Origin of the sequence: Aeromonas hydrophila subsp. hydrophila ATCC 7966 (genome assembly GCF_000014805.1) — a bacterium.
Taxonomy (GTDB): Bacteria; Pseudomonadota; Gammaproteobacteria; order Enterobacterales; family Aeromonadaceae; genus Aeromonas; species Aeromonas hydrophila.
Genome location: NC_008570.1, coordinates 3,619,378 through 3,637,706 on the forward strand (window position 1 = coordinate 3,619,378; position 18,329 = coordinate 3,637,706).

Here is an 18,329-nt window from a genome sequence, read left to right on the forward strand (position 1 = left end):
CTCACCTGAACGGAAACGTGCGCCATGTTGCAACGCCTGCTCTGCCTGCTGCTCTCTCTCACTCTCCTCACTCCCCTTGCCCAGGCCGATGACGCCATCACCCAGGTGGAAGAGCTGCTGCAGAGCGTGCCCAAGACCGACACCCCGGAAAACCAGAAGTTGCGGGAAAGTTACCAGCAGGCGCTGCAATTTGCCCGGGAGGCCCAGCGCTATCGCGAGCAGGGCAAGGCCTATCAGCAGATCCTCATCGATTATCCCAAGGAGTCGGCCCGCCTCAAGGAGAGCCTGCACAACTACCAGCCCCAGCCTCGCCCGGCCCTATCCTCCCTGAAGGAGGAGGCGCTGCGCCAGGCCATCGGCCTGAGCAGCAACCGCCAGCTCAACCTGCGCAAGGAGCGCCAGGGGGTGATGGACAGCCTCAACCAGCTGGAGAGCACCGGCCAGGAGTATCACCTGCGGGTCGACGAGCTGCGCAAGCAGTTGCAGCAGACCCGCACTCTACTCGACCGGCTCAGCTTCAGCAGTGAATCGGATCGCCTGCAGGATGCCCAGCAGCTGGTCACCCGCCTCAAGGAGCAGAGCCTCTCCGACCGGATCCAGATGCTGGAGCTGGAGCAGCTCTCCGCCCAGCAGCGCAACGATCTCGGCAAGCTCAGGCTGCAGGAGCTCAACCTCGCCATCACCGACGAGGATGAGTGGCAGACCAGCCTGCTCAACCAGCAGAACCAGCTGCGCCGCGACAAGACCGAGCAGGCGCTGGCGGAGAGCGAGCGCCTGCGCAAGCAGCTCACCTCCGACATGCCGTTGCTGCTGGAGCAGCAACAGCAGAACCAGGCGCTCTCCATCCAGCTCGGCGCGCTGGAGGACCAGATAGAGCGGGTGCAGGATGAGCAACGGGTGATCGACAAGAACTTGTCGAGCCTGAACGACCTGGTCAACTCGGTGCGCGAGCAACTGGAGTGGCTGCAGATCAGCAACGCCTACGGCGAGAACCTGCGCAGCAAGCTCTCGGATCTGCCCGCCTACTTCCCTCTCGACAAGCTGGAGTCGGCCATCGTCAACGCCCGCATGGCCAAGTACCAGTACGAGACCGAGCAGGACGCGCTCAAGGATCCGCGCCAGATGCGCGATCAGTTGCTGGCCACCGACGAAGTGGCCCTCGATCGCGCTCAGCAGGCGGTGCTCGACAACCTGCTCAAGGCCCGTCGCCAGCTGCTGACCCGGCTCAACGACGCCTCCGACAGCCTCATTCAGGAGCAGACCCGGCTCAAGCTGCTCTACAGCCGCCAGAACAGCAAGATCGACGAGATCCGCGAGCTCAGCGCCAGCCACCTGTTCTGGATGCCGGACGTGCGCCCGCTCACCCCGGCCGTGCTGCTCGGGGTGCCGGCGGCCCTCGGCCTCGCCCTCAACCCGGTCAACTGGCTACAACTGCCCCAGGCCATCGCCGAGAACAACCCCATCACCCTCACCTTCGCCGGCATCGGCATCCTGGTGCTGGCCTGGTGCTGGTTCAAACTGGCTCGCCACCTGACCCACTACAGCCAGCACATAGCGCCCCGCATCGGCAAGGTGACCCAGGACAAGTTCAGCCTCACCAGCAGGCTGCTGATGCGCTCCCTGCTCGCCTCCCTGCCGCTGCCCGCCATGGTGCTGATGGTGCGCGGCCTGCTCGACGGCGCATGGCAATATCCGTTCGCGGTGGCGGTGGCCCGTGGCCTCGGCGAGATCTGGTTCCTGCTGCTGGCACTCTTGATGGCCCGTCACCTGACGCTGGAGAAGGGGATCCTGATCCTCCATTTCCGCTGGCAGAAGGAGCGGGTGCAGAAAGTGTGGAGCCAGTTCCGCACCCTCTTGCTGGTGATCATCCCGAGCTTCTTCGTGCAGGGCATGGCCAACAGCTATCAGGAGCACGCCTTCTACGACTCTCTCGGCCGGCTGGCCTTCATCGTCGGCGCCCTCTGGCTGCTGCTGTTCTTCGCCCGCCTCAACCGGGAGCGGCTGCCGCTCACCTGGGGCCAGGCCGACATGACCAAGCCACACCTGCTGCACCACTTCATCTGGAACAGCCTGATGCTGGCCCCGTTGCTGGCGGTGATCGGCTCCCTGCTCGGCTACTTCTATACCTCCCGCATCCTGCTGCGCCAGCTGGAGCTGAGCCTGCTGATGGGACTGGGCTGTCTGCTCGTCTACTATCTGGCGCACCGCTGGATGCTGATCCAGCGCCGTCGCCTCGCCTTCGAGCGGGCCAAGAGCAAGCGGGCCGAGATCCTGGCCCAGCGCGGCCGGGAAGAGGGGCATGACGAGCTCAGCTCCGAGATCCCGGATGTGGTGGAAGACACCGAGCTGGATCTGGATACCATCAGCGCCCAGTCGCTCGGGCTGGTGCGCACCCTGCTGATGCTGGGTTTCACCATGCTGGTGGTGGTGCAGTGGTCTGAACTCAACTCGGCGTTCAGCTTCCTGCGCAGCATCGAGGTGTGGCAGGTGAGCAGCAAGATTGGCGGCATCGAACAGCTCTCCGCCATCACCTTGCAGGATCTGATGCTGACGGTGTTTACCTTCATCCTGACCGTGGTCACCGCCCGCAACCTGCCGGGCCTGATGGAGCTGACCCTGCTCCAACACCTGAGCCTCTCCCCCGGCACCGGCTTTGCCATCACCACGGTGACCAAGTACATAGTGCTGGTGGTGGGGGCGCTGACCGGCTTCTCCATCCTCGGCATCGACTGGTCCAAGGCGCAGTGGATGGTGGCGGCCCTCTCCCTGGGTCTGGGTTTCGGACTGCAGGAGATCTTCGCCAACTTCGTGTCGGGCCTCATCATCCTGTTCGAGAAGCCGATCCGGCTCGGCGACACCGTCACCATTCGCGAGCTGACCGGCACCGTCACCAAGATCAAGACCCGCGCCACCACCATAGTGGACTGGGACAGGAAGGAGATCATCGTCCCAAACAAGGCCTTCATTACAGAACAGTTCATCAACTGGTCGCTGTCAGACGCCATCACTCGGGTACGGCTGCGCATCCGCATCGGCCTGACCCAGGAGCCCAGAAAGATACAGACCATTCTGGAAGAGTCGATCCGGGCCTCCACCCTGGTGCTGGAGACCCCCTCCCCCGAGGTGTTCCTGATCGAATTCACCGACTCGGCGCTGATCTACGAGATCCGGCTCTACGTCAACAGCATGGATCACCGCATGCCCATCACCCACGAGGTCCACTCGCTGGTGCTGGAGAAATTGCAGCAACAGGGGCTGGGGCTGCCGCACCAGCAGATCGACATTCGTCTGAGCCGGGCCTGAGCAGGCACCACAGGAGTACATCATGCAGATCATTGCCCATCGCGGTGCCAGCGGACTCGCGCCGGAAAACACCCTCAAGGCCATCCGGTTGGCGCTGGCGCTGGGCGCTGAGGCCATCGAAATCGACGTGCAGCTGGCCGACGGCCAGCTGTGGGTGTTCCACGACCGGCGGCTGGAGCGCTGCACCGACGGCGGCGGCGTGTTGACGGCCCAATCGCACGCCTATCTGGCGAGCCTGAATGCCGGTGAGGGAGAAGGGATCCCGACCCTGTGGCAGGTGATGGAGGCGATTGCTGGCCAGGCCGAGCTGCATATCGAGCTGAAAGGAGCACAAACAGCCGACGAGGTGGCCCGACTGACCCGGCGTGCCGAGGCAGAGCTTGGCTTCGCGCCCACGCAGTGGGTCGTCTCCTCCTTCCATCACCCGGAGCTCGCCCGCTTTGCCGCTCTGCGCCCCGACATCCGGTTGGGGGCACTGACTTCCACCATTCCCCTCACCCTCGCCAAGTTTGCAGCCGAGCTGGGGGCCTGGTCGCTCAACTGCGACGTGGATTTTGTCGATCAGTCGCTGGTGCAGGATGCCCACGACCGCGGGCTCAAGGTGCTGGTCTATACGGTCGATGAACCCGCCGATCAGGCGATGCTGGCCGCCATCGGCGTCGATGGCATCTTTACCAACCGGCCGGACCGCTTCCTGCCGCCGGCCAAAAACGGACTCATTGTGCCAGGGGGAGATCGATAACCGCTGATTTAAGCTATAAATTTAAAGGCGCACCGGGATACAAAAAGTTCTACTTTGGCCGATACAGTGTTGGCCCATAACAATAAAACCACACATCGCAGACTGACGCTCACAAGGATGTAAACATGAACTTATCCATCAAGAACAAGCTTGTCCTCGCCATCGGGGTCATTATCCTGGTCATCACCGGCCTGCAGGTCTGGTACAACACCACCCAGCTGAGAAGCGAAACCCAGCGCCTGATCTGGAGCTTCATCGACGACAGCTCGGCATCCAATGTGAAAGGCATCTCCCGCTGGCTGGATGCCCGCATCAGCATGGTCACCTCCACCAAGGAGGCCTTCGCCAAGGAAGACGAACCCATCAGCCATCTGGCCCAATCCATGAATGCCGGCAACTTTGACCTGGTCTACGTCGGCACCAAGGATGGCAAGATGATCCAGAGCAAGCCGACCGACCTGCCGGCCGGCTATGACCCTCGTCAACGCCCCTGGTACAAGGACACCATGGCCGCCGGCAAGCTGGTCATCACGGCCCCCTACGCCGACATCACCACCGGCCAGCTGATCATCACCATCGCCGAGCCATTCACCCGGGGCAATACCCAGGGGGTCATCGCCGGTGACGTCTCCATCGACGCCCTGGTGCGCGATGTGCTGGCCATCAACTCGGAAGGAACCTACGCCATCCTGGTGGACAGCAACGGCACCATCATTGCCCACCCGGACAAGGATCTGACCCTCAAACAGGCCACCGCCATCTCCCCCGAGCTGACCGCCGCCAAGGTCAACGAGCTGGCTCATGACAACACCATCTCCGAGATGGATATCAGCGGCAAACCCAGCGTGTTCGACCTGACCGAGATCCCCAACACCAACTGGTATTTCGGCATAGTGGTGGATGAAGCGGTCGCCTATCAGTCCGTCTCCCGCATGGTGACTTCCGCCCTGCTGCAAGGTCTGCTCACCATCCTCATCGTCGCCGGTTTCTCCTATGTCGCCATCAACGGTTCGCTGGCCCCGCTGAAAACCCTGGGCGAAGCGATTGCCGATCTCTCCCGCGGCAACGGCGATCTGACCCGCCGCGTCAAGATCGAGCGTGAAGACGAAGTGGGCATTGTCGCCAAGCACGTCAACACCTTCATCGACCGGATCCACGTGATGGTGCAGGACATCTCCAACTCCTCCGGCCAACTGAACCAGCAAGCTAAGTCGTCCCACAACATGGCGGAAAAATCGAGCCAGGGTCTGGCTCGCCAGCAAAACGAGATCTCCCAGATCGCTACCGCTGTGCACGAGATGTCCGCCACTGCGGTGGAAGTGGCAAGCAACGCCGAGCAGACCGCCGATGCGGCCCGCAGCTCTTCCAGCAGCTGCGAGCATGGCAAGCAGGTGATCGCCCGCAACCAGCGCTCCATTACGGATCTGGCCACCCAGGTCAAGCAGGCCTCCGGCATCATTCAGGAACTGGAAAAGAATGCCCAGGAGATCAACACCATCCTCTCCACCATTCAAGGCATCGCCGAGCAGACCAACCTGCTGGCGCTGAACGCCGCCATTGAAGCGGCACGGGCCGGTGAACAAGGTCGCGGCTTTGCGGTGGTGGCCGACGAAGTGCGGGTGCTGTCCCAGCGTACCCACAGCTCCACCGTCGAGATCCGCAGCATGATCGAAACCCTGCAGCGCAACACCCAGGGCGCCGTCAGCACCATGCACGAGGGTCAGTTGCTGGCCCAGAACAGCGTGGAAGATGCCAACGATGCCACCCAGGCACTGGAGCAGATCACCGCCTCCATCAACCAGATCTCCGACATGGCCACCCAGATCTCCAGCGCCGCCGAGGAGCAACGGGCGGTGACCGACGAGGTCAGCCGCAACATCCAGGCGGTCAAGGATGTCTCGGACGAGCTGGCGGTCGATGCCGACAGTTCGCGCCATCTGTCTGAACAACTTAAAAATATTTCAGGTGAACTGAGCAATCAGGTCGGCATGTTCCGGATCTGATCAACCGCAATCAAAGGGGCCACACAGGCCCCTTTTTTTATAGAAAAATGCTTTTGTTTCAATAGTTATTACCACATCAACCATCGGGACTATGGGGATGAAAATCCCCATACGAAGCGCTATCTCGTCATAAAGCAACGCATCAAGGCTGACATTCGGATTAGTTTTTTGAACTCAAGCACAGTATTGTTCTATCCGTGAATAATTCTTATTAAATATTTTTGATAAAAAACTTAAAAACTTTATGGGTAATACCTAAAAAGAGAGGTGTTTCTCATTTTTTTGAAAGAAAACTACGTATAATCCTGAGCTTAAAATAACCATAGCAATGACAGCGGCTGATACCGATAACTGAAGGATGGCGATAATTACGGCGTTTTCATCCAAGGAATGGGGTGATTTTGATAAAAGTCACCATTGCCAAGCACTAAAACAAACCAGTTTGACTTGCATCAAGCCTGAATTTTTTTCATAGAGCAAAATCGTGCCCAGCAAATCTATCCCTAAGGAGGCAGATGTGGATATTATCAAGACCGATGTCGCCATCATCGGTGCTGGTGGCGGTGGCCTGCGTGCCGCAATCGCCATAGCAGAAGCCCACCCGGAGCTGGAGATCGCCCTGATCTCCAAGGTCTACCCGATGCGCAGCCACACCGTGGCCGCAGAAGGCGGTGCCGCCGGTGTCGTCCGTGATGATGACTCCCTCGAAAACCACTTCAACGACACCGTATCCGGTGGCGACTGGTTGTGTGAGCAGGACGTGGTCGACTACTTCGTCAACAATGCCACCAACGAGATGATCCAGCTGGAGCACTGGGGTTGCCCCTGGAGCCGCAAGCCGGACGGCAAGGCCAACGTGCGTCGTTTCGGCGGGATGAAGATTCCCCGCACCTGGTTCGCGGCAGACAAATCCGGTTTCCACATTCTGCACACCCTGTTCCAGACCTCCATCAAGTACCCGACCATCAAGCGCTTTGACGAGCACTTCTGCATGGATCTCATCGTGGAAGATGGCCGCGTCCAGGGCGTATTGACCTTCGACATCCAGAACGGCATCACCCGCTTCATCCAGGCCAAATCCGTCATTCTGGCCACCGGTGGCGCCGGTCGTGTCTATCGCTACAACACCAACGGCGGCATCGTCACCGGTGACGGCATGGCGCTGGCCTACCGCCACGGCGTGCCGCTGCGCGACATGGAATTCGTGCAGTACCACCCGACCGGCCTGCCGGGTACCGGCATCCTGATGACCGAAGGTTGTCGTGGTGAAGGCGGCATCCTGCTCAACAAGGATGGCTACCGCTACCTGCAAGACTACGGTCTGGGCCCGGAAACCCCGGTCGGCCAGCCGAAGAACAAGCACATGGAGCTGGGCCCGCGCGACCGTCTCTCCCAGGCCTTCTGGCAGGAGCAGCAAAAAGGCCGCGTGATCCAGGGCCCGATGGGCGATGTGGTTCACCTCGACCTGCGCCACCTCGGCGAGAAGTACCTCAAAGAGCGTCTGCCGTTCATCTGCGAACTGGCCAAGGCCTACGTGGGTGTGGATCCGGTGAAAGAGCCGATCCCGGTACGTCCGACTGCCCACTACACCATGGGCGGCATCGAGACCAACGGTCAGTGCGCCACCCGCATGCCGGGTCTGTATGCCCTGGGCGAGTGTGCCTCCGTCGGTCTGCACGGCGCCAACCGTCTGGGTTCCAACTCCCTGTCCGAGATCGTGGTATTCGGCAAGGTAGCCGGTGAGCACGCCGGTGAGTTTGCCAAGACCCAGCAACACGGCAACACCCAGGCGCTGGCCGCCAAGGCCGAGGCGCTGATCAAGCAGCACCTCTCCCTGCTCGACATCGACGGCACCGAAAACCCGGCCGATATCCGCAACGAGTTGGGCATGTCCATGGAAGCCGGGGTCGGTATCTACCGTACCGAAGAGCTGATGCAGGGCACCATCGACAAGATCAACGAGCTGAAAGCCCGTTACAAGAAGATCAAGATCAACGACAAGTCCTCGGTCTTCAACACCGACCTGCTGTACGCCATCGAACTGGGCTACATGCTGGACGTGGCCGAAGCCATGGCGCACTCCGCCCTCAACCGGAAAGAGTCTCGTGGTTCCCACCAGCGTCTGGACGGTTACGAAGAGCGTGATGACGTGAACTTCCTCAAGCACACTCTCTCCTTCTACAACGGCGAAGGGGCCCCGACCATCGATTACTCCGATGTGAAGATCACTAAATCCCAACCGGCGAAACGCGTATACGGTTCCGAGGGTGAGAAACAAGACGAGGCTAAGAAGAATGGCTGAGATGATCGAAATTGAAATCCTGCGCTACCGTCCCGAGCAGGATAACGAGCCCTGGATGCAGACCTTCCAGGTGCCCTACCTCAAAGAGATGTCCCTGCTGGATGCGCTGCAATACATCAAGGATCATCTGGACTCTACCCTGAGCTTCCGTTGGTCCTGCCGGATGGCGATCTGCGGCTCCTGCGGCATGATGGTCAACGGCATTCCCAAGCTGGGTTGCAAGACCTTCCTGCGCGACTACCTGCCGGGCAAGATGACCATAGAGCCGCTCAACAACTTCCCGATCGAGCGCGATCTGGTGGTCGACATGTCCGACTTCATCGAGAAGCTGGAGAGCATCAAGCCGTACATCATCCCGGCCGAGCCGCGCAGCCTGTGCGACGGCGAGTACACCCAGACACCTGCTGACATGGCGAAGTATCACCAGTTCTCCATGTGCATCAACTGCGGTCTGTGCTATGCGGCCTGCCCGCAATATGGCATCAACAAGAAGTTCACCGGTCCGGCAGCACTGGCGCTGGCCTATCGCTACAACGCCGACAACCGCGACAGCGCGTCCAGAGAGCGGATGAAGATCATCAGCCAGGACGAGGGCGTCTGGGGTTGTACCTTCGTGGGCTACTGCTCCGAAGTGTGCCCGAAAGGCGTGGATCCGGCGGCGGCCATCCAGCTTGGCAAGGTCGAGAGCGCCAAGGACTACATGATCGCCATGTTCAAGCCAGATTGAGATCAGGAATGAGACCATGAACAACACCAATAGCAAACGTAAGCCTTACGTCCGCGAAATGAAGAAAGACTGGTGGCTGAAGAATGCCTTCTACACCGGTTACATGATCCGCGAAGGCACCAGCATCTTCGTCTCCATCTACGCCGTCGTGCTGATGTGGGGTCTGTTGCGGCTGGTACAGGGTCAGGAGGCGTTCAACGGCTGGCTGGAATCCCTGCAAAGCCCGATCGCCATCCTGTTCCATGTCATCGCCCTGGCAGCCTGCCTGTTCCACGCCAAGACCTGGTTCGCACTGGCCCCGAAAGCCATGCGCATCTTCCGTGGCGAAGACCTGGTGCCGGAGAAGCCGATCGTCATCGCCCAGTATGTGGCGCTGGCGGTGGTATCCCTGCTTGTCCTGATCATCGTGGCCTGAGGAGAAAACCATGAGACGTTCTGACGAACCCAGTTATTGGTGCCTGTTTGGTGCCGGGCTGTCACTCAGAAACGTCGGCCACGATCTCTCAATCATGATTTGAGGAAAAAATATGAGACGTTCTGACGAGCCTATATATTGGGGACTGTTTGGTGCCGGCGGCATGGTGGTTGCCATGCTGCTGCCGGTCATTGTCCTCATCACCGGTCTGCTGGTGCCCATGGGCATCATGGACGTGGAGACCATGAGCTACGAACGCGCACTCGAGTTCGCCAGCTCCTGGTGGGGTGCCTGCATCCTGCTGGTCATCATCGCCCTGCCCATCTGGCACGGCATGCACCGCATCTACCACGGTCTGCATGATCTGGGGATCCACACCACCAAGCTGCACCACTATGTGTTCTATGGCTTCGCCTTCCTGGTGTCCGCCATCACTCTGGGTCTGCTGATGGTACTGGTATTCCAGTAAGCGCATCCTGACGCAATGACAAACCGGGCCAAGTGCCCGGTTTTTTTATAGCTCCCTCGGCGGCTCACGCCGCAGCCCGATAGCGGGCATGATCCCTGGATGTGCCAAGGCACCCAGCAACATTCAATGCCAACTGTCAGCCCCGTCACCAGAGCGTCGGCGCCGGCTCACGGCCGTTTTCCGCGTAGTAGAGCGACGGCAGAAACTGCGCCAGATAGCTGAACTCGCTGTAGCAGTGGCGCATTAGGTTGAAGCCTACCTCGTCCGGCACCTCGTCAAACGGATTGGCGCAGGCCTTGCCCAGCAGGAAGCGGCTGCGCAGCACACAGCCATAGGAAGTATCGCGCGCCAGGTGCAGCATCTCGCCATCCAGCGGCGCCCCCTGCTCATCCAGGGCTACCTCGTCGCCAAAGCCGATGCTGGCGCAGATGGCGGCAGAAAGTGCCTGTGTCTCCCGCGCCTCCAGCAGTGGCTGCGGGGCGAACACCTCTTCGGCACAGTGGAACTTGAGGCGGGCCGCCACCGGTGGCAGCTCGGCAAGCCACTCCACCGCCGCTATGCTGGCCCCCACATAGCGCTCCCCTTTTTTCCAGTGATGATCCCAGCCCCGGTGCTCGACGTGGTCGTGCGGGTGCCACCACCTGATGTGCTGGGTCGTCTCGAAGAAGGTGAACCACCAATCCAGCATGCGCCCCTTGCAGCCGTGCAGATCGGTGCGGATGGCGACCGTCAGCAGGCCGTCGGTGCTGCGGGTCAGGCCCATTTCCAGGCGCAGCGGCTGCGGCCTGAGCAACTCATTGATGTCATTGACGCCCCAGGGGGCAAACAGCGGGGAAGTATCCATGATGAGACTCCGATAAATTAGGAAACTAATTTCGTTTCCTAATTTAAACTATGCCTGTATGCTGGGTCTGTCAATGCTTTCCAGGAGTCAATCATGTCACAGCAAACCGATGAAGAAACACGCTCACGAGGCCGCCCGCTTACCCCGGAAGCCGACCTGCGCGCCGCCCTGGCCGAGGCGACGCTGACCTTGTTGCTCAAGGGGGGCTACGGCGCCGCGACCGTGGATGCGGTGGCCAAGCAGGCGGGGGTTGCCAAGAAAACCCTCTACCGCTTTGCCGCCAACCGTGACGATCTGGTGGCGCAGGCGGTGCGCAGCTGGACCGATGCCTTTCAGCCGGCCTTCGAGCAGGATGCAGCTCACCCAGGCGCGCTGGGGGAGATGCTGGAGCAGGGTTTGCAAGCCATTGCCAGCCAGGTGTTGAGCGCGCAGGCTGTGGGCATGTTCCGGCTGCTGCAGCATGAGTTCGCGGGGCGCGATGCCCTGCTGGCGGCCTATCAGGAGAACGGCATTGCGCGCGGCAGGGCGACCCTGGCGGCGTGGTTGCAGCGCCAGCAACAACTGGGCTGGCTGCGCGAGCTGGACACCGCCCAGACCAGCGATCTGCTGCTGGCGATGACCATGGCGGAGCCGCTGCGCCAGATGGCGCTCGGCTTGCTGGCGCCGGGCAGCGACATCCGCGCGCGCATCGCCGCCGCCGTTGCTCTGGTTCTGCCCGGTTTGGTGCGGGAATAGGCACACTCCTCGACAAGGAGGCTGCACCATGGCAACGGGCGAGATGACATCCGAGCGCGGAACCCGCCAAAGAGCCACCGCCAGCCAGCCCCATCACCGCCATAAAAAAACCGGGCGCCAGGCCCGGTTGTTGATGCTGGTCACTCTGTCGGCGGTAAAAAGCGCCGCGTCACCTCGTCGCTGTAACCGCTGTCCTGAAACTCGATGAACACCTGATTGAGGCGGGTCACCAGTTCATAGGCCCGTGGCGATCCCTTGCTCACCAGCAGATAGAAGCCCTTGCGGCTGGGCAGGGCGAGGTTGAGCAGACCGCTCTCGCTCTGGTAGATGCCAAGGCCGATGCCGCTCATCAGCGGCTCAATTTCGCTGGGCAAGAAGTCGCAACGATCGCGCCCCAGCATGTCGAGCGCCTGCTGCAGCTGTTTGACCCGGCGCGGCTCCAGCGCCAGTCCGTAAGGGGCATAGTTGTAGCCGATCACCCCGCACACCCGGGAGCGATTGACCGTCTGCAGATCGGGCGCCTCGGGGAAGCGCCGCTTGAGATAGAAAAATCCGAGGTGGGTGTAGTAGAGCGGCACGCTGTAGAAGGCATATTCCGCCCGCTCCAGCTTGTAGCTGGCATCCCAGGTCAGCTCGCACAAGCGGTTCTGGCGATAATCGGCCAGCTCCTGCTGCACCCGCGCCCAGGGCAGATAACGGATCTTGTAGGGCAACCCGAGCTTTTTCAGGGCCTCGAGCACCTGGGTCGTGGCGGAGCCGGTGAGACGGCGGGTGTCGGGCACGCCATCCTTGCGCTCCCAGTAGGTGAAAGGGGCCCACTCGTTACCCTCCCCCAGACAGATCTGCACCTCGGGCTGGGCCGCCTCCACCAGCCCGGCCAAGCCCCATCCCAACAGCAACAACATGGATCGCGTCATCGTCTCCCTCCTTTGCTTCCCTTGCAGCTTAGTTCAGGTAGGGATGACGCTCCCCATCAGGGTGTCCCCTCCTGCCACAGGGCCAGCAGGGGCGCGGGGATGGCGCCGTAGCGCAAGGTTGGGGTCTGGTGCCACTCGGCCAGCCGTTGCAGCGCTTTGGCCAGATCCTGCGCCAGGGTCCGGGTCACCCTGACTCCCGCTTCCAGATAGAGGCTCTTTATCTCGAAGATCCCCTGCTGGCGATGGGCCTTGGCGTCCATCCTGCCCACCAGCTTGCCGCGATGCAGCAGCGGCAGCACGAAGTAGCCGTACTGGCGCTTGGGCGCCGGGGTGTAACACTCGATGCGATAGTCGAACTGGAACAGCTCGCTGGCCCGTTTGCGATCCCAGACCAGTGGGTCAAACGGCGACAGCGCCGTGGTGTGGCTGGCCTTGAGGGTGCCGGACTGGGCCTGGGCCAGCTCGTCTGCCAGCGAGGCGTGCACGAAGGCGCCGTGCTGCCACCCCTCCACCCGCACCGGCAGCAGCTCTCCCTCGTCCGCCAGCTGATGGAGCAGGACGTCGTATTTGCCGCGCCGCAGCCGATAGTAGTCGGCCACCCAGCCGGTCTTGACCAGCCCCAGCGCCCGACAACTGGCTCGCACCATGTCCCTTTGCGCCTGTTCTTGGCTCGGCAGATCCCGCTCGTCGCGCCACTCGGGCATCACCCGCTCGGCCAGATCGTAAACACGCTGGAAATTGCGCCGCTCCCGCACCATCAGCTGGCCTGCGGTAAACAGCACCTCCAGGTGGCGCTTCTCCGGCTTCCAGTCCCACCAGCCGTTGCCCTTCCCCTCCTTGCGTTCAAAATCCGCCGCCCGCACCGGGCCGTGCTGGCGAATGCGCTCGATGATCTCGCCAATCTCCTGCTGATGGGTAGCGAGCCAGTTGGTCGAAAATTTCCAGCCCATGGCGGCGGGATCCAGCATGCGGTGGCGCAGCAGGCGGTAATCCTCGCGCGGCACGAAGCAGGCCTCGTGCGCCCAGTATTCGAAGATCTCGCCATCGGCCAGCAACTGCTCCAGCCAGCGCGGATCGTACTGCCCCAGCCGGCTGAACAGCACCAGATAGGGGCTGCGGGCCACCACCGAGATGGTGTCTATCTGCAGCAGTGCCATGCGACGGATGGTAGCCAGCAGGTCGGCTGCTCGCGCCTTGCCGCGGCGCGGCGTCAGCAGGCCCTGGGCCGCCAGTTGCAGATGACGGGCATCCTGCAGTGAAAGATGGGGAATCGACATGACAAACCACTCCTTGGTGTCGGGGAACGGGCGGCTGGCGGCGCCTGGGACTCAATGCAGGGAAACAGGCAAGCGGGCCCCGCCAATCAGGCCATCAGCATGCCCAAGCCGCCGCCAAATGAAAATGCCCCGTTCAGGGTTTGGTGATGACCGCCACATCCGCGTGGGGAAACTCGACCTGCGCCTGCCAGCGGGCTGCCAGGGCCCGAAAGGAGGCCTCGGCAAAGAAGACGATGTGGGTCGGATCGTGGCGATAGCGCCACTGCCGGAAGCGCTCGTCCCCCAGCACCCGCTGGGTCTGCAGCACCAGCAGGCCGCCGGGCTTGAGGCAGCCCCACAGCCCGTCCAGCACGGCACGCGGGGTGGCGATGTGCTCGATCACCTCGGTGCTGGTGATGAAGTCATACTGCTGCGCCAGCAGCTCGGGCTTGTCGGCATAGAACTTGTCGTAACCCGCCATCTGGTAGCCCGCCTCGCGGCCCATGGCGATGAGCGCCGGGCCCGGGCCGCAGCCAAAATCGAGGCCGCTGGCCGGCGGAGGCAGGCGGCTCAGCACCTCGCCGAAGGCCCGCTGCAGAAACTGGCGATAGCGGGGATCATCCACCTGGTTGTCGTGGCCGTCATAGACCGCCTTCTCACGCGCGGGCTCCAGGTGCTCGGCCGCATCCAGCCAGACCAGCTCGCAGGCCCGGCAGCGATGGTACAGCTTGCCGGCCACCGGCAGCTCATAGGCATCGGCGGCACAGCAGAGCGGGCAAGATAAGGGGGGCATGGCATCTCCTCTCGAAAGCGGGGCGGTCAAAAGTGGCCGCAGCTTGCCTGCCCGTCTGGCGGCTGACAAGGTTTTTGTCCGGCTGCCCCGCGTTCGGGTCGCAGCTTTACCTCTCTTTTCAACCAGTTGCCTCGGTATGAAACAGATTTTTTACCTCTTAAGGGTTTCTTAAGTTTGCCCCTTTAGTCTGATGACAATCGACAAGAAGGAGCCATCCATGACCACCGACATTCAAGCCCCCTATCGGCTGACGCTGGCCGATACCCCGCAACAGGTCATGGCACTGCAGGGCTACATCCAGGCTGCCTACAGCCAGGAGTTCAACGCCCGCATTCCCCATTTTCTGCCCTGCCTGCTCGGCCTCTACCGGGCCGACGGCCTGCTGGTCGGCGCCTGCGGTCTCAAGCTGGCCGGCAGCGAGCGCCTCTATCTGGAGCAGTACCTGGAACAGCCCATCGAGGCCGCCATCGAAACCCGGCTCGGCGCCCCCGCCCGGCGAGATCGCATCGTCGAGGTGGGCAACCTCGCCTGCAGCGAGCCCGGCAACGCCCGCCTGATGTTTGCGGCGCTCTGCCGCCTGCTGTGCGACAACGACCTCGACTACGTGGTGTTCACCGGCACCGCCCGGCTTCGCAACAGCTTTCACCGCCTCCACCTCACCCCGGTCGAGCTGGCCCCCGCCCAGGCCGACAAGGTGGGTGACGACGCCAGCGCCTGGGGCGCCTATTACCACTGCCAGCCCAAGGTGATGGTCGGCGATCTCGGCCTCGGACGGCAGGCGCTGGCACAGGGCAGCCTGCTGCTCTCCCTGCTGGCGCCCATGCCGTCCCTGTTCAACTGCCCGCATCGGAGCGCCTTATGATGCTGTTCGACCAAATCGCCTACTTTGCCCGCCAGACGCCCCACAGCCCGGCCCTCGCCAGCAGCCAGCACAGCCTCAGTTACGAGGCGCTGTGGCAGCAGCTGCCGGTGCTGGCCGACCGCCTGCAGATGGCCGGGATCAGCCGGCTGGCGCTGCAGCTCGACAACGGCCTGCCCTGGGCGCTCATCGATCTCGCCTGCACCATGGCCGGCATAGTGGTGATCCCGATCCCCCACTTCTTCAGCCTGGAGCAGCAGGAGTGGCTGCTGGAGAGCAGCGGTGCCGACGCCCTGATCGGCCCCCACCACCCCGGCTGGCAGGCCAGCGATCCGTTGCAGCTGACGGTCGGCGAGCTGCCGCTGTGGCGCCGCACTCCTGCCCGGTTGCCGCCTCTGCCGGCCGGCACAGCCAAGATCACCTATACCTCCGGCACCACAGGGCAGCCCAAAGGCGTCTGCCTGTCGCTGGCCCAGATGATGGCGGTCTGCGCCTCGCTGGCCGAGCGGGTCGCCCCGGCCAACGTCGAGAAGCACCTGACCCTGCTGCCGCTCACCACCCTGCTGGAAAACCTGACCGGCCTCTACGTGCCGCTGCTCACCGGCGCCTGCAGCCGCATCCCTTCATTGGCAGAGCTCGGCTTTGCCGGCTCCAGCAAGCTGGACCCGGCCACCCTGGCCCAGGCCCTGCTGCGCTGGCCCACCCACAGCCTGGTGCTGGTACCCGAGCTGCTGCGCCTGCTGCTGGCCCTGTGCAGCGCCAACCCGCCGCTGGTCGAGCAACTGGCCGGCCTGCGCTTCGTCGCGGTGGGCGGCGGCAAAGTCTCGCCCGAGCTCATCAGCCGGGCCCGCAAGCTGGGGCTGCCGGTCTACGAGGGGTACGGCCTGTCGGAGTGCGGCTCCGTCGTGGCCCTCAACGGCCCCGACGGCCACAGCCTGGGCAGCGTCGGCCAGCCACTGCCCCACTGCCGGGTATCGATCGCCGCTGACGGCGAGATCCTGGTGGAGGGATCCGCCATGCTCGGCTATCTGGGCAGCGACGAACCGACGCCAGCACGGGTCGCCACCGGCGATCTGGGCCACCTGGATGATGAGGGCTATCTGCACATCACCGGGCGCAAGAAAAACGTCCAGATCACCGCCTTTGGCCGCAACTTCTCCCCCGAGTGGGTCGAGGCGGAAGCCCAGCTCTGTCCGGCCATCGCCCGCATCGTGATCTTCGGCGACGGCCAGCCGGCCAACGTCGCCCTGATCCAGCCACTGCCCGGCGCCGACGCCCAGCTAGCCCAGCAGATCGAGCAGCTCAACCACCGCCTGCCCGACTATGCCCGCATCCATCACTGGCTGCCGGTGGCGCTGGATCAGCATCCGGAGTTGCTGACCGCCAACGGTCGCCCCCGTCGCGAACGGATTTATCACCACTTTTCCCGGCAGATCAGCCAATGCCTTACAGGAGAGACCTCATGAGCTTCTATCAAGTGCTGCAACAAGCCACCGCCCCGGCCCGGGAGCATCTGTTCAACGCCCCCATCATAGAGGCGTGCCGCAAGGGGGAGATCTCCCGCGACATCTACCTGCGCTTCCTCTCCCAGGCCTTCTATCACGTGCGCCACACGGTGCCACTCTTGATGGCCACCGGCGGCAAGCTGGGTCAGGAGTACGAGTGGGTACGCGGCGCCATCGCCGAGTACATCGACGAGGAGTACGGCCATCAGGAGTGGATCCTGAGCGACATCCGCGCCTGCGGCGGCGATGCCGAGGCGGTGCGCCACGGCCAGCCCGAGCTGCCCATCGAGCTGATGGTGGCCTTTCTTTATGACCAGGTGCAACGCGGCAACCCCATGGGCTTCTTCGGCATGGTCCAGGTGCTGGAAGGCACCAGCGTCGCCATCGCCCTGACCGTGGCCGACCAGCTCAAGGCAGGTCTCGGCCTGCCGCCCCAGGCCATGAGCTACCTGAGCTCCCACGGCGCGCTGGATCAGGAGCACCTCAAATTCTTCGAGTCCCTGATGAACCGGGTAGAAGCCTCGGCCGATCAGGCAGCCATCATTCACTCGGCCAAGGTGGTCTACCGCCTCTACGCCGACATGCTCTATCAACTGACGGAAAACCAGACATCATGAAGCTTGAAGGAAAACTCGTGCTGCTCACGGGCGCCAGCGGCGGGATCGGCGAAGCGCTGGCCCAGGAGCTGGCAGCCCAGGGGGCACACCTGTTGCTGCACGGACGCAGGGCCAGTGCGCTGGAGCGGCTTCGCAAGGAGCTGCCGCACCCGGAGCGCCACCAGACGGTGATCGCCGATCTGGGCTCGCCCCAGGAGCGGGCCAAACTGTTGCAGCATCCGGCGCTGGACGAGGGGCTGGACGTGCTGATCAACAACGCCGGCTGCAACCAGTTTGCCTGGCTGGAGGATCAGAGCAGCGAGCAGGTCGAGCGCCAGCTGCTGCTCAACGTCGAGGCGCCGATCCAGCTCACCCGCATGCTGCTGCCCCGCCTGCGCAAGCCGGCGGTGATCATGAACGTCGGCTCCAGCTTCGGCGCCATCGGCTACGCCGGCTACAGCGTCTATTGCGCCAGCAAGTTCGCCCTGCGCGGCTTCAGCGAGGCGCTCGGCCGCGAGCTGGAGGGCACCGGCATCCAGGTGCTGCACTTTGCTCCCCGCGCTACCCGTACCCGCCTCAACTCGGAGGCGGCCTACGAGATGAATGCCGAGCTCGGCACCCACACCGACAGCCCGCAGGACGTGGCCGAGGAGGCCGTCATCGCCCTGTGCAACGAAACCCGCCGCAGCTGGCTCGGCTGGCCGGAGAAGCTGTTCGTGCGGCTCAACGGCCTGCTGCCCGGCCTGGTCGACCGGGCGCTGGCCAAGCAAAAACCCATCATAGAGCGCTATGCCCGCCACGCGGCGCCCGCTGCCGGCAATGCGGGGCACGCCACTTCCGTCATGACAGAGAAGGAACGTTAA

The 18,329-nt window shown here is 62.8% G+C and carries 16 protein-coding genes; 12 read left to right on the forward strand and 4 right to left on the reverse strand.

Annotated features, from left to right (window positions below; all coding sequences use genetic code 11):
* Positions 1–24: 24 nt before the first annotated feature.
* The 7 genes from mscM (at position 25) to frdD (ending at position 9,961) form a co-directional block, all read left to right on the forward strand.
* Complete coding sequence (gene mscM / locus AHA_RS16220) at positions 25–3,303, forward strand: miniconductance mechanosensitive channel MscM (protein ID WP_011706981.1); 3,279 nt, start codon at positions 25–27, stop codon at positions 3,301–3,303.
* Positions 3,304–3,325: 22 nt separating this feature from the next.
* Positions 3,326–4,045, forward strand: a complete 720-nt coding sequence (locus AHA_RS16225) for a glycerophosphodiester phosphodiesterase (RefSeq protein ID WP_011706982.1) — start codon at positions 3,326–3,328, stop codon at positions 4,043–4,045.
* Positions 4,046–4,170: 125 nt separating this feature from the next.
* Positions 4,171–6,048: a methyl-accepting chemotaxis protein gene (locus tag AHA_RS16230; RefSeq protein WP_011706983.1), complete on the forward strand. Its 1,878-nt coding sequence runs from the start codon at positions 4,171–4,173 to the stop codon at positions 6,046–6,048.
* A gap of 517 nt (positions 6,049–6,565) precedes the next feature.
* Positions 6,566–8,350 carry a fumarate reductase (quinol) flavoprotein subunit gene (gene frdA / locus AHA_RS16235; RefSeq protein WP_011706984.1) on the forward strand — a complete coding sequence of 595 codons (1,785 nt, stop codon included), beginning with the start codon at positions 6,566–6,568 and terminating at the stop codon, positions 8,348–8,350.
* Positions 8,343–9,077, forward strand: a complete 735-nt coding sequence (locus AHA_RS16240) for a succinate dehydrogenase/fumarate reductase iron-sulfur subunit (protein ID WP_011706985.1) — start codon at positions 8,343–8,345, stop codon at positions 9,075–9,077. Before frdA ends, AHA_RS16240 begins: the two co-directional genes overlap by 8 nt.
* Before the next feature lie 16 nt (positions 9,078–9,093).
* Complete coding sequence (locus AHA_RS16245) at positions 9,094–9,492, forward strand: fumarate reductase subunit C (RefSeq protein ID WP_005298336.1); 399 nt, start codon at positions 9,094–9,096, stop codon at positions 9,490–9,492.
* Between the two features lie 112 nt (positions 9,493–9,604).
* A complete protein-coding gene (gene frdD / locus AHA_RS16250; RefSeq protein WP_011706986.1) occupies positions 9,605–9,961 on the forward strand; it encodes a fumarate reductase subunit FrdD in 357 nt (118 codons plus the stop codon).
* 145 nt (positions 9,962–10,106) lie between these two features.
* Here frdD and AHA_RS16255 read toward each other — a convergent pair whose 3' ends face one another.
* Positions 10,107–10,805 carry a DAPG hydrolase family protein gene (locus tag AHA_RS16255; protein WP_011706987.1) on the reverse strand — a complete coding sequence of 233 codons (699 nt, stop codon included), beginning with the start codon at positions 10,803–10,805 and terminating at the stop codon, positions 10,107–10,109.
* A gap of 93 nt (positions 10,806–10,898) precedes the next feature.
* Between AHA_RS16255 and AHA_RS16260 the strand changes: the two genes are divergently transcribed.
* Positions 10,899–11,540, forward strand: coding sequence for a TetR/AcrR family transcriptional regulator (locus AHA_RS16260; protein ID WP_011706988.1), 642 nt, complete (start codon positions 10,899–10,901; stop codon positions 11,538–11,540).
* A gap of 140 nt (positions 11,541–11,680) precedes the next feature.
* On the opposite strand, the gene AHA_RS16265 is transcribed toward AHA_RS16260, so the two are convergent.
* From AHA_RS16265 to AHA_RS16275, 3 genes are all read right to left on the reverse strand, one after another.
* Positions 11,681–12,457 carry a substrate-binding periplasmic protein gene (locus AHA_RS16265; protein ID WP_011706989.1) on the reverse strand — a complete coding sequence of 259 codons (777 nt, stop codon included), beginning with the start codon at positions 12,455–12,457 and terminating at the stop codon, positions 11,681–11,683.
* 56 nt (positions 12,458–12,513) lie between these two features.
* Complete coding sequence (locus AHA_RS16270) at positions 12,514–13,734, reverse strand: winged helix-turn-helix domain-containing protein (protein WP_011706990.1); 1,221 nt, start codon at positions 13,732–13,734, stop codon at positions 12,514–12,516.
* Between the two features lie 133 nt (positions 13,735–13,867).
* Entirely contained in the window at positions 13,868–14,506 is a 639-nt protein-coding gene (locus AHA_RS16275; protein ID WP_011706991.1) for a class I SAM-dependent methyltransferase, read from the reverse strand.
* A 217-nt stretch (positions 14,507–14,723) separates the two neighbouring features.
* On the opposite strand from AHA_RS16275, the gene AHA_RS16280 reads away from it, so the two are divergent.
* From AHA_RS16280 to AHA_RS16295, 4 genes are read left to right on the forward strand one after another with little or no spacing between them, the layout of a single operon-like run.
* Positions 14,724–15,368: a thermostable hemolysin gene (locus tag AHA_RS16280; RefSeq protein WP_011706992.1), complete on the forward strand. Its 645-nt coding sequence runs from the start codon at positions 14,724–14,726 to the stop codon at positions 15,366–15,368.
* On the forward strand, positions 15,365–16,831 hold the full coding sequence (locus AHA_RS16285) for an AMP-dependent synthetase/ligase (protein WP_011706993.1): 1,467 nt from the start codon (positions 15,365–15,367) through the stop codon (positions 16,829–16,831). The genes AHA_RS16280 and AHA_RS16285 overlap by 4 nt, the downstream gene beginning before the upstream one ends.
* Positions 16,828–17,487: a TenA family transcriptional regulator gene (locus tag AHA_RS16290; protein ID WP_011706994.1), complete on the forward strand. Its 660-nt coding sequence runs from the start codon at positions 16,828–16,830 to the stop codon at positions 17,485–17,487. Before AHA_RS16285 ends, AHA_RS16290 begins: the two co-directional genes overlap by 4 nt.
* The gene (locus tag AHA_RS16295) at positions 17,484–18,329 is read left to right on the forward strand and encodes an SDR family oxidoreductase (RefSeq protein ID WP_011706995.1); all 846 of its coding nucleotides are present in this window, start codon (positions 17,484–17,486) and stop codon (positions 18,327–18,329) included. The genes AHA_RS16290 and AHA_RS16295 overlap by 4 nt, the downstream gene beginning before the upstream one ends.